General features: G+C 64.1%; 21 protein-coding genes and 1 pseudogene. 17 read left to right on the top strand and 5 right to left on the bottom strand.

Annotated elements, in window-relative coordinates; translation table 11 throughout:
• Positions 1 to 21 precede the first annotated feature (21 nt).
• The 8 genes from xylB to BB934_RS25650 all read left to right on the top strand — a co-directional run bounded on the left by xylB (position 22) and on the right by BB934_RS25650 (position 10,095).
• Positions 22 to 1,491 (top strand): xylulokinase, encoded by a 1,470-nt coding sequence (xylB, locus tag BB934_RS25685; RefSeq protein ID WP_099513220.1) that lies wholly within the window; start codon positions 22 to 24, stop codon positions 1,489 to 1,491.
• A gap of 267 nt (positions 1,492 to 1,758) precedes the next feature.
• Positions 1,759 to 3,288, top strand: a complete 1,530-nt coding sequence (locus BB934_RS25680; protein ID WP_099512215.1) for a sugar ABC transporter ATP-binding protein — start codon at positions 1,759 to 1,761, stop codon at positions 3,286 to 3,288.
• Positions 3,285 to 4,316 (top strand): ABC transporter permease subunit, encoded by a 1,032-nt coding sequence (locus BB934_RS25675; protein ID WP_099512214.1) that lies wholly within the window; start codon positions 3,285 to 3,287, stop codon positions 4,314 to 4,316. Before BB934_RS25680 ends, BB934_RS25675 begins: the two co-directional genes overlap by 4 nt.
• 129 nt (positions 4,317 to 4,445) lie before the next feature.
• Positions 4,446 to 5,381, top strand: coding sequence for an ABC transporter substrate-binding protein (locus BB934_RS25670; RefSeq protein ID WP_099512213.1), 936 nt, complete (start codon positions 4,446 to 4,448; stop codon positions 5,379 to 5,381).
• A gap of 68 nt (positions 5,382 to 5,449) precedes the next feature.
• The gene (locus tag BB934_RS25665; protein WP_099512212.1) at positions 5,450 to 6,145 is read left to right on the top strand and encodes an L-ribulose-5-phosphate 4-epimerase; all 696 of its coding nucleotides are present in this window, start codon (positions 5,450 to 5,452) and stop codon (positions 6,143 to 6,145) included.
• Between the two features lie 48 nt (positions 6,146 to 6,193).
• Positions 6,194 to 7,804 (top strand): ribulokinase, encoded by a 1,611-nt coding sequence (locus tag BB934_RS25660; protein ID WP_099512211.1) that lies wholly within the window; start codon positions 6,194 to 6,196, stop codon positions 7,802 to 7,804.
• Positions 7,805 to 7,870: 66 nt separating this feature from the next.
• Positions 7,871 to 8,827: a carbohydrate kinase family protein gene (locus BB934_RS25655; protein WP_099512210.1), complete on the top strand. Its 957-nt coding sequence runs from the start codon at positions 7,871 to 7,873 to the stop codon at positions 8,825 to 8,827.
• An 11-nt stretch (positions 8,828 to 8,838) separates the two neighbouring features.
• Positions 8,839 to 10,095 (top strand): AGE family epimerase/isomerase, encoded by a 1,257-nt coding sequence (locus tag BB934_RS25650; protein WP_099513218.1) that lies wholly within the window; start codon positions 8,839 to 8,841, stop codon positions 10,093 to 10,095.
• Here the strand turns inward: BB934_RS25650 and BB934_RS25645 are convergent.
• Entirely contained in the window at positions 10,086 to 11,123 is a 1,038-nt protein-coding gene (locus BB934_RS25645) for a ribokinase (RefSeq protein ID WP_335645595.1), read from the bottom strand. The genes BB934_RS25650 and BB934_RS25645 overlap by 10 nt on opposite strands.
• Positions 11,124 to 11,440: 317 nt before the next feature.
• Here BB934_RS25645 and BB934_RS25640 point away from each other — a divergent pair, with 317 nt between their 5' ends.
• A complete protein-coding gene (locus tag BB934_RS25640) occupies positions 11,441 to 12,175 on the top strand; it encodes a PhoH family protein (RefSeq protein ID WP_418294722.1) in 735 nt (244 codons plus the stop codon).
• A 45-nt stretch (positions 12,176 to 12,220) separates the two neighbouring features.
• Here the strand turns inward: BB934_RS25640 and BB934_RS50465 are convergent, their stop codons facing one another.
• Positions 12,221 to 12,748 (bottom strand): cold-shock protein, encoded by a 528-nt coding sequence (locus BB934_RS50465; protein WP_335645594.1) that lies wholly within the window; start codon positions 12,746 to 12,748, stop codon positions 12,221 to 12,223.
• Between the two features lie 275 nt (positions 12,749 to 13,023).
• Positions 13,024 to 14,175 (bottom strand): zinc-binding metallopeptidase family protein, encoded by a 1,152-nt coding sequence (locus tag BB934_RS25630; RefSeq protein WP_099513216.1) that lies wholly within the window; start codon positions 14,173 to 14,175, stop codon positions 13,024 to 13,026.
• 179 nt (positions 14,176 to 14,354) lie between these two features.
• On the opposite strand from BB934_RS25630, the gene BB934_RS50270 reads away from it, so the two are divergent.
• The 8 genes and pseudogenes from BB934_RS50270 (at position 14,355) to BB934_RS25600 (ending at position 19,837) form a co-directional block, all read left to right on the top strand.
• Positions 14,355 to 14,483 carry a hypothetical protein gene (locus BB934_RS50270; protein ID WP_257792366.1) on the top strand — a complete coding sequence of 43 codons (129 nt, stop codon included), beginning with the start codon at positions 14,355 to 14,357 and terminating at the stop codon, positions 14,481 to 14,483.
• An 83-nt stretch (positions 14,484 to 14,566) separates the two neighbouring features.
• Positions 14,567 to 15,613 (top strand): LLM class flavin-dependent oxidoreductase, encoded by a 1,047-nt coding sequence (locus BB934_RS25625; protein WP_099512208.1) that lies wholly within the window; start codon positions 14,567 to 14,569, stop codon positions 15,611 to 15,613.
• Between the two features lie 176 nt (positions 15,614 to 15,789).
• Entirely contained in the window at positions 15,790 to 16,176 is a 387-nt protein-coding gene (locus BB934_RS25620; RefSeq protein ID WP_099512207.1) for a response regulator, read from the top strand.
• 172 nt (positions 16,177 to 16,348) lie between these two features.
• Positions 16,349 to 16,771, top strand: coding sequence for an SET domain-containing protein (locus tag BB934_RS25615; protein ID WP_099512206.1), 423 nt, complete (start codon positions 16,349 to 16,351; stop codon positions 16,769 to 16,771).
• Positions 16,772 to 17,253: 482 nt separating this feature from the next.
• Positions 17,254 to 17,391: a hypothetical protein gene (locus tag BB934_RS47330; protein ID WP_157934308.1), complete on the top strand. Its 138-nt coding sequence runs from the start codon at positions 17,254 to 17,256 to the stop codon at positions 17,389 to 17,391.
• A 72-nt stretch (positions 17,392 to 17,463) separates the two neighbouring features.
• Positions 17,464 to 18,415 (top strand): IS630 family transposase gene (locus tag BB934_RS25610; protein WP_418294721.1). Its coding sequence is split into 2 segments (ribosomal slippage): positions 17,464 to 17,780 and positions 17,779 to 18,415, totalling 954 coding nucleotides; the frame shifts between segments, so codons are not numbered across the junction.
• A gap of 39 nt (positions 18,416 to 18,454) precedes the next feature.
• Positions 18,455 to 18,568, top strand: a pseudogene (locus BB934_RS51000) (calcium-binding protein); the annotation flags it as partial.
• A gap of 21 nt (positions 18,569 to 18,589) precedes the next feature.
• Positions 18,590 to 19,837 (top strand): calcium-binding protein, encoded by a 1,248-nt coding sequence (locus tag BB934_RS25600; RefSeq protein WP_099512205.1) that lies wholly within the window; start codon positions 18,590 to 18,592, stop codon positions 19,835 to 19,837.
• 83 nt (positions 19,838 to 19,920) lie between these two features.
• On the opposite strand, the gene BB934_RS25595 is transcribed toward BB934_RS25600, so the two are convergent.
• On the bottom strand, positions 19,921 to 21,399 hold the full coding sequence (locus tag BB934_RS25595; RefSeq protein WP_099513215.1) for a mannitol dehydrogenase family protein: 1,479 nt from the start codon (positions 21,397 to 21,399) through the stop codon (positions 19,921 to 19,923).
• Between the two features lie 326 nt (positions 21,400 to 21,725).
• Positions 21,726 to 22,568 (bottom strand): ABC transporter permease, encoded by an 843-nt coding sequence (locus BB934_RS25590; RefSeq protein ID WP_099512204.1) that lies wholly within the window; start codon positions 22,566 to 22,568, stop codon positions 21,726 to 21,728.
• Positions 22,569 to 22,571: the final 3 nt, after the last annotated feature.

Genomic DNA, 22,571 nt, shown 5'->3' with positions numbered 1-22,571 from the left:
CAGCAAACAGGGAGCTTGGGCGTGCCTCATTATCTCGGCATCGATGTCGGCACTTCCGCCGTGAAGGCGGTTCTCGTGGATGACGGGCAGAATGCGGTTGCCGAGGCGGATGTCCCGCTAAAAGTCTCCCGCCCGCACGATCTCTGGTCGGAGCAGGACCCCGAGGCCTGGTGGCAGGCGGTGCAGAGAGCCGTCGAGCAACTGCGCGTAACGAATGCGTCCGCATTCGCGGATATCCGCGGGATCGGCCTGTCGGGGCAGATGCACGGCGCGGTTCTGCTCGACGAGAACGAACAGCCTCTTCGCCCGGCGATTCTCTGGAACGACGGCCGCTCCTTCCGGGAGGCTCAGGAGCTCGGCGCCAAGCACCCGGATCTCTCGCATGCCATGGGCGTGATCCCCATGCCGGGCTTCACGGCGCCGAAACTGCTGTGGGTCGCGCGGCATGAACCGGAGATCTTCCGCGCAATCCGCAAGGTGATGCTGCCGAAGGACTACATCCGTCTCAAACTGACCGGCGCGGTCGTGACGGAGATGTCCGATGCCGCCGGCACCTGGTGGCTCGACGAGGCGAGGCGCGACTGGTCGGATGCGGCACTGGCCGCAACGGGCCTGAGCCGCGCTCATATGCCAGATCTCGTCGAGGGCTCGCAGCCCTCGGGCACCGTGCGTGGCGAGATCGCGCAGCAGTGGGGTCTGCAAGGCAATGTCGTCGTCGCGGGCGGTGGCGGCGATGCGGCTGCCGGCGCGGTTGGCCTGGGCGCCATCGAGGACGGATCGGCCTTCATCTCGCTCGGCACGTCCGGCCAGCTCTTCGTCACCACACGGGAGTTCAGCCCGGCGCCCGAAGCGGTGGTGCATTCCTTCTGCCACGCGGTGCCCGGGCGCTGGTTTCAGATGGCAGCCATGCTGAACGCGGCGAGCTGCCTCGCCTGGGCCGCGAACCTTCTGAAACGAGACATCGGCGAGCTTCTGCGCGAGACGGAGGCCGCCTATCGCACCCCGTCCAGCCTCCTCTTCCTGCCCTTTCTTGCGGGAGAGCGAACCCCGCACAACGATCCTTACGCGCGCGGCGTCTTCTTCGGGCTCTCGCCGGAGACGCAGCAGACGGATCTCGTGCAGGCGGTCCTGGAGGGCGTCGCCTTCAGTTTCGCCGATGCGAAGCAATGCCTCGAGCAGGCCGGCACGCCGCTGGCCTATGCGGGCATGATCGGCGGAGGATCGCGCAGCGTCTTCTGGGCCAAGATCTTCGCCAGCGTCCTGAACGTCCCGATGGTGCGCTACAAGGGCAGCGACAAGGGACCGGCCTTCGGCGCAGCGCGCCTCGCACGCCTCGCCGCGACCGGCGAGGCGGCGGAAGCCGTATGCACCCCGCCGAGCATCCTCGAGACCGTCGATCCGCAGCCGGATCTCGTCGAACTCTACCGCCCCCGGATCGACGCATTCCGCAGCCTGTACCGCGCCCTCAAGCCGGAATTCGTGCGCACGTAAAGGAAGTGCGGCGGAGATATTTGATCCGCAAATAGATACTTTGTATCGTCTAAAAATAGCGGTGACGGCACGAGCATCATTGTGCCGGAATGGAAAATCTGTGGACGCTTATCAACACTCATTAGGGAGGGATTGAAACCCGATTGTATTGAAACATTTACGGCAATCACGATCCCGTCTGGCCATCCGGTCTTTTGGCATGATGTGTTCTACAAGCGTCAGAGTCGACAACGTCCGCTTCAATAAGCCGTCTTTAGGGAAACGCCCATGACAGGATCCGCCCCGATCCTCGAAATGAAAGACATCTCGAAGACGTTTCCGGGCGTGAAGGCGCTCACGAACGTCTCGCTGACGGTCTATCCCGGTGAAATTCATGCGCTGATGGGCGAAAACGGCGCCGGGAAATCGACGCTGATGAAGATCCTGTCCGGCGCCTATCAGGCCGATCCGGGCGGCGAGATCCGCATCAACGGCCAGCATGTCACCATCGACGGTCCTCTGACCGCACGGCATCACGGCATCTCGATCATCTATCAGGAGCTTTCGCTCGCGCCGAACCTTTCGGTGGCGGAGAACATGCTGCTCGGGCGGGAGCACAAGTCCGGCCCGATGGTCGACCGCCGTTCGATGGAGAAGGCCAGTCAGGCCATCCTCGAGCGCCTCGGGGTGCACTTCAAGGCGACGACGAAGGTCAGCGAATTGTCGATGGCCGAGCGGCAGCTCGTCGAGATCGCCCGCGCGCTCATCGCGGATTCGCGCATCCTGGTGATGGACGAGCCCACCACCTCCCTCTCCTCCCGCGAGACGGAGGCGCTGTTCAGGCTGATCCGGCAGCTGCGGGCGGAAGGGCTCGCCATCATCTATATCAGCCACCGCATGGCCGAGATCTACGAGCTTGCCGAGCGGGTCTCGGTGCTGCGCGACGGCTCCTATGTCGGCACCCTCGTCGGCGACGAGATCTCGGCGGAGCGTCTCGTGCAGATGATGGTCGGCCGCGATCTGTCTTCGTTCTACAAGAAGGAGCACGACGCCCACCAGAGCCGTGGACACGTCATGTTCGCGGTCCGCAACATGGGCGACGGCGTTCGGGTGCACGATTGCTCGTTCGAGCTGCACGAGGGCGAGGTTCTCGGGATCGCCGGCCTCGTGGGCGCCGGGCGCACGGAGCTCGCCCGCCTCATCTACGGCGCCGATTCCCGCACGAGCGGCGAGGTATTCCTCCAGGGCAAGCGACTGTCGATCCATCGGCCGGAGGATTCGATCAATTCCGGTGTCGTCTACCTGACGGAAGACCGCAAGCATCTCGGCCTGTTCCTCGATCTCACCGTCCGCGAGAACGTGAATGTCAGCGTGCTCTGGCGGGACGCGCGCATGGGCGGCATCCTCAACCTGAAGTCCGGCAAGCGTAGAGCCGCGGAAGCGATCCGGGCGCTCGGCATCCGCGTCGCGGCGGACGTGGTGCCCGTCGGCAGCCTGTCCGGGGGCAATCAGCAGAAGGTCCTGCTCTCGCGCCTGCTCGAGACCAAGCCCAAGGTGCTCATCCTCGACGAGCCGACCCGCGGCGTCGATATCGGCGCCAAGTCCGAAATCTACCGCCTGATCGACAGCCTCGCCCGCAACGGCGTCGGCGTGATCGTCATATCGAGCGAATTGCCGGAAGTCGTCGGCATCTGCGACCGCGTGCTGGTGATGCGCGAGGGCCGGCTTGCCGGCGAGGTCGGAGGCGCCGGTCATCCGCCGGTGACCCAGGAAAACATCATCACCATTGCGACAGGCGTAAGGGAAGCGGCCGAATGACATCCCCGAATGAGACCAGCGCAGGCCTGCAAACGACCGGAGCCAAGGGCGCCGATGCGGCGTCTCAAAGCCTCAAGCGCCGTCTTGCATGGCGTTCCACCCTGCAGGCGGTCGGCATGCTGCCGGTGCTTATCATCCTCGGCGTCGTGTTCGAACTCATGTCCGGCCGGTTCCTGAGTTTCCAGAACCTGTCGATCGTGATGCAGCAGGCCTCGATCAACACGGTGCTCGCGGCCGGCATGACCTTCGTCATCCTGACCGGCGGCATCGATCTTTCGGTGGGCTCGATCCTGGCAGCCGCCGCGATGGTGGCGATCCTGGGCTCCCTGATCCCCGAATGGGGCATGCTCGGCATTCCGGCCGCCCTGCTCGCGGGCCTCGGCCTCGGCCTCGTCAACGGGGTGCTCATCGCCTTCGCGAAGCTGCCGCCCTTCATCGTCACCCTGGGATCGTTGACCGCCGTGCGCGGCTTCGCGCGCCTGCTCGGCGGCGACACCACCCAGTTCAATCCGCAATTGCCCTTTGCCTTCATCGGCAACGGCACCCTGTTCGGCCTGCCCTGGCTGGTCTGGATCGCCTTCGCGGTCGTGCTGATTTCCTGGTTCATTCTCAGGCGGACGGTGCTGGGCGTTCACATCTACGCGGTCGGCGGCAACCCCGATGCGGCGCGGCTCACCGGCATCAAGGTCTGGGCGGTCCTGCTCTTCGTCTACGCCTTCTCGGGGCTGGCGGCGGGCCTCGGCGGCGTCATGTCGGCCGCCCGCCTCTTCGCCGCGAACGGCCTGCAGCTCGGACAATCCTACGAGCTCGACGCCATCGCCGCCGTCATCCTCGGCGGCACCAGCTTCGTGGGCGGCATCGGCTCGATCTGGGGCACGCTGATCGGCGCGCTCATCATCGCCATCCTGACGAACGGCCTCATTCTCGTGGGCGTGTCCGACATCTGGCAGTTCATCATCAAGGGTCTCGTGATCATCGGAGCCGTGGCACTCGACCGCTATCGCCTGAAAGGATCGGCGCGCACCTGATCAAGAAATACCGGCGCCCTTTCCGGGCGCTCGTATATGCGATCGCCCGGAAGCATGCGCAAGGTCCGGGGATCGCGGGGCAACAAGCCGCCTGCAAAAGACACCTGCAAAGGATATCTGGAGGAACCTATGGCACTTTCCCGTCTCACGCTCAGCCTTGCCGCCGCTGCCATTCTCGCAGCCCCGGCCTACGCCAAGGACGTCAAGAACGTCGGCATCTCCGTCGGCCTGCTCGGCAACCCGTTCTTCGTCGCCACCATCAAGGGCATCGAGGCCAAGGCGAAGGAGATCACGCCCGGCGCGAAGATCACCTCCGTGTCGGCGGATTACGATCTGAACAAGCAGTTCACGCAGATGGACAACTTCTCGGCCGCCGGCACCGACATCGTCATGATCAATGCGGTCGACCCGAAGGCCATCGAGCCCAGTGTGAAGCGCGCCCAGGCCGCCGGCATGGTCGTGGCGGCTTTCGACGTGGCAGCGGCCGGCGCAGACGTGACGGTGATGACCGACAACGTCAAGGCCGGCGAGCTCGCCTGCCAGTACATCGCCGATCATCTCAAGGGAAAGGGCGATGTGCTCATCATCAATGGCCCGCAGGTCTCGTCGATCACGGACCGCGTGAAAGGATGCAAAAACGTCTTCTCCAAGCACCCGGACATCAAGATTCTTTCGGATGACCAAAATGCTCAGGGCTCGCGTGAAGGCGGCTTCGCCGTCGGCCAGAGCCTGCTGACCCGCTTCCCGAAGATCGATGCCGTGTTCGCGATCAACGATCCGACCGCCATCGGCATCAACCTGGCGGCGAAGCAGCTCAACCGCAACGAGTTCATCATCACCGCGGTCGACGGGGCGCCGGACATCGAGACCGAGCTGAAGTCGGGCAACTCCCTGATCAAGGCCTCGGCCTCGCAGGATCCTTACGTCATGGCCGGTCAGTCCTACGAGCTCGCCGCCGGCATCGTGAACGGCAAGAAGCCCGAGAAGAACGTGATCCTGCTCGATCCGAAGCTGATCACCGCCGACAACATCAAGGATTACAAGGGCTGGACAGCCGCCCGCTAAGCCGGTCTCAATTGCGGCGGTCATGGCGCGAGCCGTGGCCGCCGTTTTTCCATTCAGGAGGCGCCCCGATGTTGAAGCAGCTGCGCGAGCAGGTTCTGGAAGCCAATCTGGAAGTGGTGCGCCGCGGGCTCGTGCTTTACACCTTCGGCAATGTCAGCGGCATCAGCCGGGGGGACAACCTCGTCGTCATCAAGCCGAGCGGCGTCCCCTACGAGCGCATGAAGGCCGACGACCTCGTGGTCACCGATCTCGACGGAAAGGTCGTCTGGGGCGAGCTGCGTCCCTCCTCGGATCTCGACACCCACGTCCATCTCTACAAGTCGTTCCCGACCATCGGCGGCGTGGTGCATACGCATTCGGAGCATGCCACCGCCTGGGCGCAGGCCTGCCGCGCGATTCCGGCGCTTGGCACTACCCATGCCGATTATTTCTACGGCCCGGTGCCGATCACCCGCCAGCTGACCACCGAGGAGATCAGGGACGATTACGTGCGCGCCACGGGCGTCGCCATCACGGAAGCCTTCGGCAACCGCGATCCGATGGAGGTCCCCGCAGCCCTCGTCGCCGGGCACGGCCCGTTCGCCTGGGGCAAGACGCCCGATGACGCCGTGCATAACGCGGTCGTGCTGGAGGCGGTGGCCCGCATGGCGATGTATACGTTCTCGCTGCAGCCGGAACCGCCGGGCGTGTCGCAGGCTCTGCTCGACCGGCACTATTTTCGCAAGCATGGGGCGACGGCGACCTATGGCCAGGACAAGAAATAGCCGCGCGCATCATCGTCAGCGGCATACGCCCCGTTTTGGGAGATACAGATGGCGGTTGTAGCAGGTGTCGATTTCGGCACTCTGAGCGTCAGGGTCACCCTCGTCGACGACCGCAAGGGCCCGCTCGGCCTTGCGACGGCGGAGTACCCGCTTCACCGCAGGCGCGAGAACCCGGATTACGCGACCCAGGCCCATGCCGATCATATGGACGCTCTTGCCCGCGCCATGCGCGGCGCCCTGGCTTCTGCCAGGGTGACGGGAGACGACGTCGCGGCGCTCGCCATCGACACCACCGGCTCGAGCGTGGTGATGGTCGGCGAAGGCCTGGAGCCGCTCGACGAATATTACCTGTGGTGCGATCACCGTGCGAAATCCGAGGCCGAGGAGATCACCCGGCTCGCCCACGAGGAAGGGCTTGAGGCCATCCAATGGTGCGGCGGCGTCTATTCGCACGAGTGGGGCTTCTCCAAGCTGCTGCACTGGCTGCGTCACAACCCGGAAAAACGCCACCGGCTGGTGACGGCGCTGGAGCATTGCGACATGGTGGCAGCGACGCTCACCGGCGTCACCGATCCGCGCCGTCTCAAGCGCAGCATCTGCGCCATGGGCCATAAATGGATGTGGAACCCGCGCTGGGGCGGCCTGCCCCCGCAGGACTTCCTTTCCAAGGTCGATCCGCTCTTCGACGGCATCCGCGACAAGCTCGCCGGCGAATACGTCACCTCCGACGTCGTTGCCGGCCACCTCACCCCCTATTGGGCCGAGCGGCTCGGCCTGAAGGCCGGCATCCCGATCCCGGTCGGCGCCTTCGACGCCCATTGGGACGCGATCGGCGCCGGCTGCCGCGTCGGCGATGTGGTCAACGTGGTCGGCACCTCGACCTGCATCATCGCCATGGCCGAGGAGACCAGCCTCATCCAGGGCGTGTGCGGCGTCGTGCCGGGCAGCGTCGATCCCAAGCTCGTGGGAATCGAGGCCGGCCTCTCGGCCACGGGCGACATCTTCGAGGCGATCGCCCGGCGCGCCAGCACCAACGTCAAGGAACTCTCGAAAGGTCTCGAGCAATACCGCGCCGGCCAGACCGGCCTGCTGCGGCTGACCTGGGACAACGGCGACCGCACGGTGCTCGTGAAGGCCGATCTCGGCGGCATCACGCTTGGCTGGAACCTGCTGCACACGGCCCAGGACGAGCTGTTTGCCGCCATCGAGGGCACCGCCTTCCACACCCGCATCATCCTCGAGCGCATGGCCGAGGGCGGCGTGCCGGTGGAGCGGGTGATCAATGCGGGCGGCATTCCGCAGCACAATGCGGTGCTGAACCAGGTCTACGCCAATGTGCTCGGCCGGCCGGTTCTGGTGCCGAACGGCATCCCGACCGGCCTCGGCTCCAGCATCTTCGCGAGCCTTGCCGCCGGATCGCATCCGGACCTCGACGCGGCTCAAGCCGCGATCTGCCTGCCCTTCCGCACCTTCGAGCCGGATCCCGCCGCCCACGCGGTCTACGAGAAGCTCTTCGCCCATTACAGGACGCTCTATTTCGGCTTCGGCGGCGTCAGTGGACCCGTGTCGCTGGATCATGTACTGCGCGATCTGAAACGGATCGCGGCGCTTCCCTCCGAGCCCGTTCCGCCCGATGTTGCCGAGCGCGTTCCGGTCTGACGCCGGGAGAGCGCATCTTAGTCTGGACGCCGCAATGCTTCTTCTCTGCCTGTCAGGAGTTCTCCGATGATCCTGGTTTCCGGCGAAGCCCTGATCGATCTGTTTATCGGTACCCCCGCCCCGGCGGGCTTCCCGGCCGAGGCGATCGCAGGCGGCTCCCCGTTCAACGTCGCCATCGGCATCGGCCGCCTCGGCCGCCCGGCCGCCTTCCTGTCGACCCTGTCGGATGACGTCTTCGGCACCTTCCTCGCGGAAAAGCTCGCGGAATCCGGCGTGAGCCCGGCCTATCTCCAACGCTGCCCGAACTACACCACGCTGAGCGTGGTGGCGACGAGCGCATCGGGCCAGCCGCAATATTCCTTCTATGCGCCGAACAGCGCCGACCGCGCCCTCACGCCCGAGGCGCTTCCCGCCCAATTGCCCCCCGAGGTGAACGCCATCGCTGCCGGCTCCTACGCGCTCGGCGTCGAGCCCATCGCCAGTGCGATCGAGACGCTGCTGCGCCGGGAAGCCGGAGCGCGCGTGATCTCCCTCGACCCGAATGTGAGGCCGCGCGTGGTCGGCGATCTCAAGGCCTACCGCGAGCGGTTCGAGCGCCTGCTCGCCCATGCCGATATCGTGAAGGCAAGCGACGAGGACATCGAGATTCTCTATTCCACCCACGACCTCGCATCCGCAGCCCGCGCCTGGCTCCAGCGCGGCCCCAAGCTCGTCATCGTCACGCGCGGCGAGAAGGGCCCTCTGGCGGCGTTCGGCGACAGGATCGTGGAGCGCCCTGCCCCCAGGATCGAGGTCGTCGACACGGTCGGCGCCGGCGACACGTTCCATGCCGGCCTCCTGTCCTGGCTCGATGCCAACAACCTGCTCACGCCGCAAGGCGTTGCGGCGCTCACCGACGAGCAGGTCACCGCTGCCCTTGATTTCGCGGCGGCGGCGGCCGCCATCGTCTGTACGCGGAGGGGGGCAAATCCGCCGTCCTGGGCCGAGGCCGAACATTTCATGGCCGCCCGCGCCCGATCGTAATGGATGCCACGATGACGAACTTCCAACCCGTTCTCCCACCGCTTGGCCCAAGCTGGCGCTCCAATCGCTTTCACAGGAAATGGCTGCTGGCGCAGGCCAACAACCTCTTCGACTTTTTCCAGGCCGGCATCATCAACCCGGCTGGCGGCTTCTTCGATCTCGACGATGCGGGACAGCCCATCGAGACCGCCAATCCGGTCCGGCAGATCCACAACACCACCCGCATGGTGCATTGCTTTGCCATCGGCACCCTGCTCGGGCGCCCCGGCAGCGATCGGATCGTCGATCATGGCATGAGATATCTCTGGAATGCCCATCGGGATGCCAAGAACGGCGGCTATGTCTGGTCGCTCGACGATGACGGGCCGAAGGACGACACCAAGCAGGCCTATGGGCACGCCTTCGTCCTGCTGGCGGCTTCGAGCGCGAAGGTGGTCGGGCATCTCCTGGCAGATCGCCTGATCGAGGATGTCACCCAGATTCTCGAAGAGCGTTTCTGGGAAGAGCAGCACGGGGCCGTGACCGAGGAATTCTCCCGCGACTGGCAGCCCTTGAGCCAGTATCGCGGCCAAAACTCCAACATGCACCTGACCGAATCCCTGATGGCCGCCTTCGAGGCCACCGGCGACAGGGCCTATCTCGACAAGGCCGAGCGGATCGCGAGCCTGATCATCGGCCGCCATGCCGCCTCCCTCGGTTATCGGGTCGCCGAGCACTTCCATGCCGATTGGACCGTCGACAAGGAATATCGCGGCTACGACGTGTTCAGGCCCTACGGCACCACGCCGGGCCACTGGCTCGAATGGGCCCGCCTCGTCCTCCAACTTTGGACGCTTGGCGGAAAGCGTCATGCCTGGATGCCGGAGGCGGCGCGCGAGTTGTTCCGGCAATCCATCGAACTGGGCTGGGACAAGGATAAGGGCGGCTTCTTCTACGCCCTCGACTGGGACGACAAGCCGAGGCTGCCGCAGAAGCTCTGGTGGCCCTGCGCCGAGGCCATCGGCGCCGCCGCCTTCCTGAACGAGCATAGCCCGAACGATTTCCACGAGCAGTGGTACCGCACCCTCTGGGGCTTTGCGGACAGCAAGCTGATCGACCATCGCCACGGCGGATGGCGGCCCGAGCTGACGGAAGACCTCGAGCCGGGCACCACCCTGTTCACCGGCAAGCCCGATCTCTATCACGCCCTGCAGGCCTGCCTGATCCCGCTCTTCCCGGCAACCGGCAGCCTGACGAAGGTAATCCCGGAGACGGCCACTCAGGCCTGAGCGAGGTGGCGCTCAAGCGCCTCCCTGCCAGGCATTCCCGCTTGGGCGCCGGCAGTGAGGCATGACAGGGATGCGGCGGCGCAGGCCCGCTCCATGGCCTGCCCGATCTCCAGCCCCTCGGCGACGCCGTTCGCCAGCACTCCGACGAAGGTATCGCCCGCGCCGGTGGTGTCGACCGGCACGATCGGACGGGCCGCCGCCTGGATCCGGGACCCATCCGGTGCAATGGCGAAGGCACCCCGCGATCCCGCCGTCACGATGCAGGTCGCCGCGAAGGAGCAGGCGATGGCGGTCCCGGCCTTCAGATAATCGTCTCCTGCAGGCTCGCCGACGATCTCGGCGATGGCGAGCGCCTCATGCTCGTTGACCACGAGCACGTCGGTGACCTCCAGGAGTTCGGCCATGGCCGAGCGCTCCCTGACAGGCGGCACCGGGGCGAAGTTCCAGACGACCTTCACCCCCGCCCGTCGCGCCCGGGCGGCGACCTCCAGGTTCTCCGCGATGGAGACTTCCATCTGCAGCACGAGCACGGAGGTCTTGGACAGGAGGTCGTCTGGCAGATCGGCGGAGCGCAGGGCCATGTTGGCGCCGCTCGCCACGGTGATCGCGTTCTCGCCGCTGCCGTCGACGGTGATGAAGGCGCAGCCGGTCGGCTCGTCCGTCACCCGGATGGCGCGGACATCCATGCCGTTCTCTTCGAGATTCTGACGGCAGGCCTCACCGAACGGATCCTTGCCGATGGCGCCCGCCATGGCCACCCGGATCGGGCCGCCGCTGCTTGCCCGCGCCGCCGCGACGGCCTGATTGGCGCCCTTGCCGCCGAAGAAACTGTCGGCCCGGCGCGACAGGACGGTTTCGCCCGGACGGGCGATCCGCTCCACCCTGGCGACAAGATCCATATTGATGGAGCCGAAGACGACGATCATGGCACTGCCCTTTTTTGAGGCGGTTTCCTTACCATCCGGCAGGCGGCATTGACGAGGATTTCCTGGATCGACCTCCCCTTGCAGATCCGTCTTCCGAGCCATCCACAGCTATTTCTCCCTTCGGTACTGCAGAGGGATTATGCCCTGGAACCATGCAGGCTGCCTCAACATTTGACTCGCAGGTAGGCGTAGCAGCGGCAATACTGTCATCAGAATCAAAGATAGTTTGCCACTGGCAGATTGAAGAACAGGCTTTGATGGGCAGGCAGGTTGATCCTCACACTCTGGATCGCGGAAATCCACCGCCCGCCTCCACTCGCTCTGGCATCATCCCTTCTCTTGCGAATTTTGCCTCCAGACGCCTCTGCGCGGCGCCTGGATAGTTTCTCTATGCGCAGTTTCAACCCCGGAGTTGGTCATTGAGCAAGCATCACGAGAAGCAGAGACGCAAGACCCGCCGCTCCACTGAAACAGCGCAGGTCTTCGACCTCACCGGATCCAAGTTCCAGGCCGAACGCAGCCTTCCCCCCATCAAGCCGCTCAATGCAACGCAGGACGATTATCTCGACGCTCTGAAACGCAATGCCCAGGTCGTGGTGCTGGGACCCGCCGGTACCGGCAAGACCTGGATCGCTGCCACCTACGCGGCGGACCTGTTCCGCCAACGGCGGATTCGGAAGATCATTCTTACCAGGCCCAACGTGCCGAGCGGTCGCTCCCTCGGCTTCTTTCCGGGAACGCTCGAGGAGAAGTTCGGCCCCTGGGCGGCACCCGTCATCGAGGCCATCAAGGAGCGCATCGGTGCGGCGGCCTACGAGATCGCGGTCAAGAACGGCGATATCGAGATGGTGCCCTTCGAAGTGATGCGCGGGCGGTCCTGGCGCGATGCCTTCATTCTTCTCGACGAGGCTCAGAACGCCACTCCGGCCGAAATGAAGACCTTCCTGACCCGGATCGGCGAGGACTGCACGGTGGTGATTAACGGGGACGTGAGTCAGTGCGACCTGCGCGAGACGTCAGGCCTGCGCACGGTCATCCACCTGATCAAGTCGCAGATGCTGCCGGTGCCGATCGTCGAGTTCACCCTCAACGATATCGTGCGGTCCGGGGTCTGCGAGATGTGGGTACGCGCATTCGAAGAGGTCCACTGCTGACGCAGTGGACCCCGAATTTTTCAAAAGCGGAGCGGCCGGAAGGCCTCAGGCGATCTCGATCGCGCCGACTTCGGGGCCCTTGCGACCTTCGACGATGGCGACGCGAACGGCTTGGCCCTGTGCGAGCTGGCTGAGACCGGCACGCTCCACGACGGAGATATGCAGGAACAGGTCCTTGCTCTCACCCTCGACGGAGACGAAGCCATAGCCCTTCACCGAGTCGAACCACTTGACGGTGGCCGGCACATCCGGAGGACCGCTGGCAGGCCGCGGGCCGCCGCTCGGACGGGGCGAGAACCCACCGGACTGGCCGCCGGGACCACCCGGACGCGCAGGACGCGGCGGACGGGCACCGCGCGGCGGCTCGGGTTCGGCCGTGCTGGTATCGACGCTGACGATTTCCTGGACCTGCGGTCCCTTCTGGCCGGCGCCGACCTTGATCATCAGGGTCGTGCCCGACTCGAGAGCCGTATGGCCCGCAGCTTCGACCTGCCGGATATGCAGGAAGGCCTCGCCGGAGCCGTCGGTCATCTCGACGAAGCCGAAGCCCTTGTCAGGATTGAACCATTTCACCTTGGCCTCGGTCTCGGGTCCCGATGCCGATGGATAGGATGGCTGCCGCGTGGGCCGTTCATAAGATAGTGGTGGTGGGGCGAAATCGCCCCAGTGATCTTCGGGTTGACCGCCGAACTGACGTCGGCGATCACGGTGATCGTTACCCCGGCCCATAAGGACTGCCTTCTAAGTCGCAAGTTTCGTAAACGCTCTAGGCGTAGCGCCCCCAACCATTGAGGGCAAGACGATAACTACTCATACCTAAACATTTCATGCAAGATCTCAAATGGAGCTTATGAAGATTGTGGGGCTCCAATACGGGAATTCAGCCCTCCGATCACTGCCTTTAGGACATGATGACTATCCCTCTCCCCGGCCAGCCGCCCGCTCCATGCATGGATACGGTCGTGGACGAAAGACAATTTGGCGATCACCGCCGGCGGCAGGACGAAAGGATACAGATCGGGCTGCCCCATGCTGCGGTTCAAGGAGTTTACCGCGAATGTCAGCGGGAGCCAGGCGGTGACCAGCCGGTTCAGGTCCGTCTCGCGATGGGGGTCGAAATCGATCTCCGACGTGAGCTCGGGCCCGCGGCGAATCCTGGGGCGCACCTTCATGCCGAAGGCGCCGGCCGTTTCCAAGGTGTCGACGATGTGCAGATAATGCGCCCAGGTCTCGGCGAAATCCTCCCACGGATGCGAGGCGGCATAGGCGCTGACGAACTCCTCCTGCCAGTCGTCCTTCGGGCCTTTGGCATAATGGACCTTCAGGGCCTCGCCGTAATCCTGCCGCTCGTCGCCGAAGATCTGGCGGAAACGTTCGAGGGTCGGATCGTTTCGGACGAGAACATTCCAGTAATAATGGCCGATCTCGTGCCGTAAATGGCCGAGGAGCGTCCGATACGGCTCTCCCATGCTGTGGCGCCGCCGCTCCCTTTCCGCATCGTCCGCCTCGGCGATGTTGATTGTGATCAGTCCGTTGTCGTGCCCGGTCAGGATCGAGGGAGTGTCGGGTGAGTTCTCCACCGGATCGGCCAGGAAATCGAAGGCGAGCCCCTGCGGATCCTCGGCGCGGGTGACAAGCGGCAGATCCAGTTTCAGAAGCGTATAGAACAGACGCCGCTTGGCGGTTTCGAGACTGCGCCAGCGCCGGAGATTCCGCTCGACGAAAAGATCCGGCACCGTGCGGTTATGTCTGCACGCCGTGCAATAGGGATGGTCATCCTCCATCGGGATCAGCCAGTTGCAGGCGTCGTGGTCCGCATTTCTGCAGAAGCGGACGCGCGATCCAGGCGCGGCCAGTGGCTTCCATTGACCCTCCTTCGGCTCGAGGGCGCTGATCTCCTGGATCGCCGGAAGGCAGCCGAGCCGCCGCCCGCAACTCTCGCAGCGGCTGTTTTCGAAATAGAGCGGCTGCCCGCATGCCTGACACTCGAAGAGCTTCATGAACCGATCCCGCCTCGCCGTGACAGCAACGGCGCTCGGATCCGTTAGTTCACAAGGATTCGCTCCATCGTCGGGAAGCCGCTGCCCATAATTTAATCTTCCAGCGGAGACGCCTTCCATTTCATCATGGACGACAACGGATTCGAGATCCGGATTCCACCACATGAGGAGGGCAGCTCATGGCATCCATTGCCAAACAGGCGACGCAGGACGGCACGTTCACCGTCTATCTCGGCGACAGGCCTGTCGCATGGGGTCTCACCAGTCAGGCCGCGGACGCCCTGATCCAGCGGCTGCGTGGCCGCTGATCCCCTTGGGCCCGATCCTCGGTGCATTCCGCCCGTGTGGCTGATATAGCCGTGCCCATTCGCCGGATTCGAATGGAAGATCGATGGAACTTGGTGTCTATACGTTTGGTGAACTGACCCAGGATCCTGCCACAGGGCATCTGCTCTCCTCCGCTCAGCGTCTGCGCGATCTCATCGAGGAGATCGAACTGGCCGATCAGGTCGGCCTGGATGTGTTCGGCCTCGGCGAGCACCATCGTTCCGACTACATCGTCTCCGCACCCGCGGTGGTCCTGGCGGCTGCGGCGGAGCGCACGAAGCGGATCCGCCTGACCAGCGCCGTGACGGTGCTCAGTTCGGACGACCCGGTGCGGGTCTTCCAGAATTTCGCGACCCTGGACCTTCTGTCGGGCGGGCGGGCCGAGATCATGGCCGGCCGCGGCTCGTTCATCGAGTCCTTCCCGCTCTTCGGCTACGATCTCGACGACTACGACACGCTCTTCGCCGAAAAGCTCGATCTGCTTTTGAAGATCCGAAGCGACGAGCGCGTGACCTGGTCCGGCCGACACCGGGCGCCCCTTGCGGACCAGCCGGTCTATCCCCGCCCGGTCCAGGAGCCGCTTCCGGTCTGGATCGCCGTCGGCGGGACGCCGCAATCGGTGGTGCGCGCCGGCGCCCTCGGTTTGCCCCTGGCGCTTGGAATCATCGGCGGGCAGCCGGAGCGCTTCGCGCCGCTGGCGTCACTTTACCGTGAGGCCGGGAGCCGGGCCGGCCACGATCCGGCGAGCCTCAAGGTGGGCATCAACACGCACGCTTATATCGCGGATACATCGCAGCAGGCTGCGGACGAGTTCTTTCCGGCCTATGCCCAGGTGATGACCAAGCTCGGCCGTGAACGCGGGTGGCCGCCCACGACCCGCCCGCACTTTGAGGCCATGCGGGAGCCGCGCGGCGCGCTGGCTGTCGGCAGCCCGCAGGAAGTGATCGACAAGATCCTCTTCCAATACGAGCTTTTCCGGCATGATCGCTATCTGGCCCAATTCAGCGTCGGGACCCTGCCGCACGGGCAGATCATGCGCTCCATTGAACTTCTAGGTACGAAGGTGGCGCCGATCGTTCGCGCAGAAATTGCACGCCGCAACACCGTATAACCTGTCCCGTTCTGACTATTTACTTCGACCGGCACGGGGGGTTACCATGCTATCTCAAGTCTTACTAACGTAAGATAGTGAAGGCACGCCAGTGCCTAGACTATAGTGATTGTAACTGATTCTTATAACAGCGTTCAGAAGGCGCATCGTCAGCTGCAATTCGAACCGGAGGGGCTATGCTCGAAGGCCGCAGAAAGCGTGTCCTGATCGTCGAGGACGAAGCCATGATCTCGATGCTGATCGAGGACATGGTGCTCGATTTCGGCTGTGAGATCGTGGGCCCGGCGGCACGGCTGGACCATGCGCTGACCCTGGCGCTCCAGGCGGAGATCGATATCGGGCTTCTCGACATCAACGTCGACGGATCGGTCGTCTTCCCGGTTGCCGACGTCCTGCGCTTCCGCGGCATTCCGTTCATCTTCTCGACCGGCTACGACTTCCGCTCGCTTCCCGAGCGCTTTCGCTCGTGCTCGACGCTGTCGAAGCCATTCTCCTACGACAACTTCGCGACAACGCTGCGCAGCACCCTCGCCGGAACGTCGGACACGCCAGAGGTCGTCTAGACCGGTCCTGCGATGGCAGGCCGGGCGACGGCCTCGACGCCCCAACATCTCCCCTGCAAAAAACTTAGGCTGGATCTGGAGATGATTCAGCCATGTCCCAATTACATCGCCCCGCCCCAACCGCTATTGGATGCGTCCAAGACTGCTCGTACGTTCGGAGTTCCGGCCTGCTATGAAAGCCAAACCGTCAGAAGGGCCGTTTCGGATTGGAAAATCCGCAACCGGTCTCGGTCTCTTTGCCACCGATGTCATCGAAAAGGGAAAATTCATCATCGAGTATGTCGGGCCGAAGATCACAAGCGAGGAAGTCGAACGCCGACGCAACACCCGCTATCTCTTCGAGATCAACAGCCGCTGGACCGTCGACGGCTCGCCCCGCTGGAACACAGCACGCTACATCAATCACGGCTGCCGCCCCAACGCCCAGGCCACCGTGTCGAAGGGCAAGATCCGCATCAAGGCAATCAAGCGCATCAAGCCCGGCGACGAGATCACCTACAACTACGGCAAGAACTACTTCGAGACCTTCATCAAGCCGTATGGCTGCAAGTGCCGCTCCTGCGAGAGCAAGAGGGCGAAGGCGGCGGGCGCCTGAAAGGCAAGATCCGCCTGCCGGGGCGGCCTAAGGCCGGGCCGGGGATCAATAAACGTGACGCTCTCAATAGAGGGCGATCGGCGCCGCGTCCCTTTCTGCGACGTGAGAGCATCGGGCCTGAAAGTGGACTCCGACAGTGGAGTCCACTCGACGCTTTTCTCAAGCCGGTGCATCGTCCGCGACTTGACGCTAAATGGACTTATTTCCGCGTTATGTTTTCGCACAGTATCGGTGCGTACACCTTATGTAATCTTGAGAGAATTTCGCTCGCTTATGACCTGAAGAGTTATAATTCTTGAGGGTGAAGCAGGAATTATTTACCAGGAAGGCGCCCGCAAAGACTCGATTCATTCAATATATCCTCATTGAGAGGAATGACTGCCGTCTATACAAGGCCGCATCCCGCGAGAATTATACCTCAAAAGGTGTAGTGAAAGCCTCAAGTCCCATAGACAAACGTTCCCTGTGACTGGGAAGATCGAATGGCACTCATATTTGGCAGCGGACGTCGCGAGACCCTGAACGGCACCATCGGCGCTGATCGCATTTTCGGAAGAGGCGGCAACGACCGTCTGTTCGGCCTGAGCGGCAATGATTCTCTAGAGCATCGGCTGTTCTGATTGAATCGGAGGCTATGCGGCGTGACGGCTTTGTGATTCCCTTATCTCGGCCCTCTTTAGAGGAGATGAGCGATGACCAAGTCCTACTCGCTGGATCTGCGGCAACGGGTGGTGCGCTTTGTTGAGGCGGGGCATTCCTGCCATGAGGCCGCGCGCCATTTTGAGGTGTCGGTCGCGTTTGTGGTGCGGCTCATGGCGGCGTATCGGGCCACCGGCAGCCTGGCGCCCAAACCAGAGGGCGGCTGGCGCTACTCCAAGCTCGACCCGCATCGCGACTTCCTGATCCGTCGCGTCGCCGAGAGGAACGACATCACCATGCCCCAGCTCGCGGCCGAACTGCTGGCCTTGGGCACCAAGATCACGCCGGCGTCCATCGCGCGCTGGTTCATCCGCCACGGCTATAGCGTCAAAAAAAACTTTGCGGGCCAGCGAACAAGAACGCTCCGACGTGCGCCAGGCCCGCGAGCATTGGCACACAAAACGCCAGCCGCGCATGCGCCAGGAGCCGCACCGGCTCGTGTTTCTCGATGAGACCGGCACATCCACCAAGATGACGCGCCTGCGCGGCCGCTGCCTCAAAGGGCAGCGTCTGTATGCAAGGGCACCATTCGGCCACTGGCTGACCCAGACCTTTGTCGCCGGGCTGCGCTACTGTGGTCTGACGGCGCCTTGGGTGATCGATGGGCCGATGACCCGTCAGATCTTTGAGACTTATGTGGAGACCCAGCTTGCTCCGACCTTGTCCAAGGGCGACGTGGTGATCCTCGACAACCTGCCGGCGCACAAGAGCGAGACGGCGGCGCAGTGTCTGAAGCAACGCGGCGCCTGGTTCCTGTTCCTGCCTGCTTATTCGCCCGATTTGAACCCAATTGAGCAACTCTTCGCCAAGATCAAAGCACATCTGCGCAAAGCCGAAGCCCGCACCTTTGACGCGCTCTGGCGGGCCATCGGGGACATCTGTGATGGGGTCGAAGCTGAGGAATGCCGCAACTACTTCACTGCCGCAGGTTATGGATTCGTCTGAACAGCCGATGCTCTAGATGGTGGCAACGGACACGATCGGCTGTTCGGTGGCAACGGCCATGACCGCCTGTTAGGCCGGAGCGGAAACGACACCCTGGATGGTGGCAACGGCAACGATCGGCTGTTCGGCAACGACGGTCACGACCGTCTGCTCGGTGGAAGCGGCAACGACACTTTGGATGGCGGCAACGGCAATGACCGTCTGTTTGGAAACAATGGTCACGACCGGCTTCTCGGCCGCAGGGGCAACGATTCTCTCGATGGCGGCGCCGGGAATGACCGGCTGTTCGGCGGGGAAGGCGACGATCGCCTGCTCGGCGGCAGCGGAAGAGACACCCTCGATGGCGGAAACGGTAACGATTTCCTCCAGGGCGGCGTCGGCAACGACGTCGCGTTTGGTGGAGAAGGCGACGACCGCTTCACCTGGAACCCGGGTGACGGAGACGACACCTTCGATGGCGGCGGCGGCACGGACACCCTGATCTTCAACGGCGCGAACGGCGCCGAGCGGATGACGATCACCACCCTCGCCGGGGGCGGCTTCGTGTTCTTCCGCGATCTCGGCGACATCACCGTCAACACCACCAATGTCGAGCGCGTCGACGTCGATGGTCTCGGCGGGAACGACACCATCGACGGCTCGGGCCAGACCGATGCCAATGTCGTGCTCGACATCAGCGGCGGCGCCGGTGACGACAGCCTGGAAGGCGGCGCCGGCAACGACATTCTGGACGGCGGCGACGGCAACGACATTATGATCGGCAATAGGGGCGACGACGACGCATCCGGCGGTCTCGGCAACGACAGTTTCCAATGGGATCCCGGCGATGGCGACGACGTTTTCGATGGCGGCGGCGGTACCGACACCTTGATCTTCAACGGTGCGGGCGCCGACGAGATCATGACGGTCACGACGCAAGCCAACGGCGGGTTCCAGTTCTTCCGCGACGTCGCCAGCATCACGATCGACACAACCAATGTGGAGCGGGTCGAGGTCGATGGGTTGGGTGGCAACGACTCCATTGACGGCTCGGGCCAGACGAACATCGCCGTCGCGCTGGAAATCACCGGCGGAGACGGCAACGACACGCTGACCGGCGGTGCCGGCAATGACACCCTGATCGGTGGCGCCGGGAACGACAGCCTGACGGGCGGCGCCGGGAACGACAGCCTGACGGGCAGTGCCGGTGCCGATGCATTCGTCTTCAGCGCGGAAACCGCCAACGCCGTGACTGAAACCGATCTCATCGTCGGCTACAGCGAGGCCGAGGGAGACGTGATCGACCTGCGCACGGTCGGAGCCGTGATCGACGACAATGTCGTCGGAACCGATCTCCAACTCACCCTTGCCGGCGGCGACAATGACATTGTGGTGGTCCAGGGTGTCGCTAGCATCGACGACGTGACGTTCCTTCTCATCTGAGACCGTGCGCGACCACGCTTCTCATGGAACAGAGCCGCCGCCAGGATGCCTGGCGGCGGTGATGACGTGGAGGGTGTGGAAGGCTAATCGGCCTTGAACTCCGCGACGGTGCGCTTGGCGCCTTGCCCATACAGACGTGCAAGGTTCTCTATGACCGCCTTCGTAAACCGCGGATCCTTCGGCAGATCGTCGCCGAAGATTTCGCGCACCGAGAAAAGGTCGGCAGCGAGTTTCTCGGGCGAGCCCCCTGCCCGGTCGGCGATCTCGCGCAGACGCGCCGCCATGGGGTCGCGCACGTCGATGGGCGCGCCCTTCTCGTCGACGCCCGTGATATAACGCATCCAGGCCGCCACGCCGAGAGTCAGCCGACCGATGCCTGCATTCTCGCGCAGGCGGTCGCGTACGGTGCCGAGCAGGCGCTGCGGCAGCTTCTGCGAGCCGTCCATGGCGATCTGCCAGGTGCGGTGCTTCAGGGCCGGGTTCCGGAAGCGCTCGACCAGCGCGCGCTTGTAGGCGGTGAGATCCGCCCCCGCCGGCATATGCAGCGTCGGCGTGACCTCCTCGTCCATCAGCCCCTGGATCAGCCGCACGAAGGCGGGATCGGCCATGGTGTCGGCAACGGTCTCGTAGCCCGCGAGATAGCCCAGATAGGCGAGCGTCGAGTGGCTGCCGTTGAGCAGCCTGAGCTTCATATGCTCGTAGGGCTCCACATCCGCCACGAACTCGGCGCCGAACGCCTCCCAGGCCGGACGGCCCTGCGGGAAGCTGTCCTCGATCACCCACTGGGTGAAAGGCTCGGTCACGACCGGCCAGGCGTCGGTAGCGCCGAGCGCCTGAGCGATCCGCGCCCGATCCTGGTCGCTGGTCGCCGGAACGATGCGGTCGACCATGGTCGAGGGGCAGAAGACCTCGTCCGCGACGAAGCGCCCGAGCGCCGGATCGACCAGCTCGGCAAAGCGCGTGAGAACGCGCTTCACCGTACGCCCGTTGGAGGGCAGGTTATCGCAGGTGAGCACCGTGAAAGGCGGCACGCCCGCCGCGCGCCGGCGGCGCAGTGCCTCGACGATGAAGCCGGGCGCCGACCTGGGTGTTCTGTGAAACTCGAGGTCGTGCACGATGTCCGGATGGGACTCGTTCAAGGCACCAGTCGCCGGGTCATGGCAATAGCCCTTCTCGGTCACGGTCAGGGTGACGATCCGCGTCTGCGGCGCGCTCATCGCCTCGAGGAGTTGCTCGACCTCCCGCGGCGCGACGATCACCTGCCGGATCGAGCCGATGACCCGGAGCGCCTCGCCGGACTGTGAGCGCACCGCGAGGGTATAGAGCCCGTCCTGCGGATCGAGGGCATCGTAGGTGTCGGGACTGCGCAGGCTTGCCGCGACGATTCCCCAGCGCGGATCCTGGCTGAGGACATCGTCCGTATAGACGGCCTGATGCGCCCGGTGGAAGGCTCCGACGCCGAGATGCACGATCCCGGTCTTTATCGCCTTTCGATCATAGGCTGGACGGCGAACGCCTTCCGGCAGATCGGCAAGCGAGTCTTCGTTCAAGCGATCCGACATTCTGTCCTCGGTCGATAAAATCATTGCGCCTTTTCCCGACTCTTGTGGGACGGCCAGGACGGGAGTGCAAGCGATAGCCTATCAAGGTGTGGCGCCACTTCACCTCTCCTTGAGGGAGAGGTCGCGCCGGAGGCGCGGGTGAGGGGTTACGCCTTATTCGGATAGACCTGTGCCCCCTCACCCTCGCTGCGCTCGACCTCTCCCCATGCCAGTCGGGTGTTCCCGACTGGCACAGCAGAAACGGATCTCGGGAACACCCGAGATCCGGGGAGAGGTGATGCCTGCGGCAGCTCAGCGCTGGACTGACCAGTGTCACGCGGCCCCTCTCAATGGGCCGGCTGCTGCTTCGCCCGGGTCACGATCTGCGTCGGGTTGACGAAGCGCAGGGCGATGATGAGCCATATCAGTGTCGTCACCATATAGACCACCGCCATGGCGTCGATGGACTGCACGGCGCGCACACCCGCCGCGAAGACGGCGTAATAGAGCGCCACCACGAGAGTCTGGCTCGTCGGCCCGGCCACCAGGAACGTCAGCTCGAACATGGCGATGGTGCGCACCAGCACCAGCAGCAGCGCCGCGAGGATGCCGGGCAGGAGAAGCGGCAACAGCACATAGACGAACAGCTTGAAGGTGTTCGCTCCGAACACGCGCGCCGCCGCCTCGATCTTGGGATCGATCTGCTCGATGAACGGGATCATGACCAGGATCACGAAGGGCACGGTCGGCACGAGATTGGCCGCCACCACGCCCCAGAACGTTCCCGCCAGACCGGTCCGGTAGAGCACGGTCGCCAGCGGGATGCCGAAGGTCATCGACGGGATCAGGAGCGGCAGCAGGAAGAGCAGCACGAGAAGGCGCTTTCCCGGAAAATCACGGCGCGCCAGCGCATAGGCCGCCGTCACTCCGAGGGCGCCGGAGATGAAGACCACGGCCCCGATCACCTGGAAGGTGACGATCAGGACGTCCCAGAGCTGGAACTCGGCCCAGGCGGAGGAATACCAACGCGTGGTCCAGCCTGCCGGGAGCCATGTGCCGAGCCAGCGGGTGGCAAACGAGCTCGTCACCACGGTGGCGATCATGGCGAACAGGTTGACGACGAAGAAGCCCACGGTCGCCCAGATGGCCGCAGCCCAGAGCTTGGAGCCGAGTGTGGTATCGCGGATCATCGG

The organism is Microvirga ossetica, assembly GCF_002741015.1.
Taxonomy (GTDB): domain Bacteria; phylum Pseudomonadota; class Alphaproteobacteria; order Rhizobiales; family Beijerinckiaceae; genus Microvirga; species Microvirga ossetica.
Note: the sequence above shows the minus strand (reverse complement) of the source record. Positions and strands in the feature narration are given on the sequence as shown.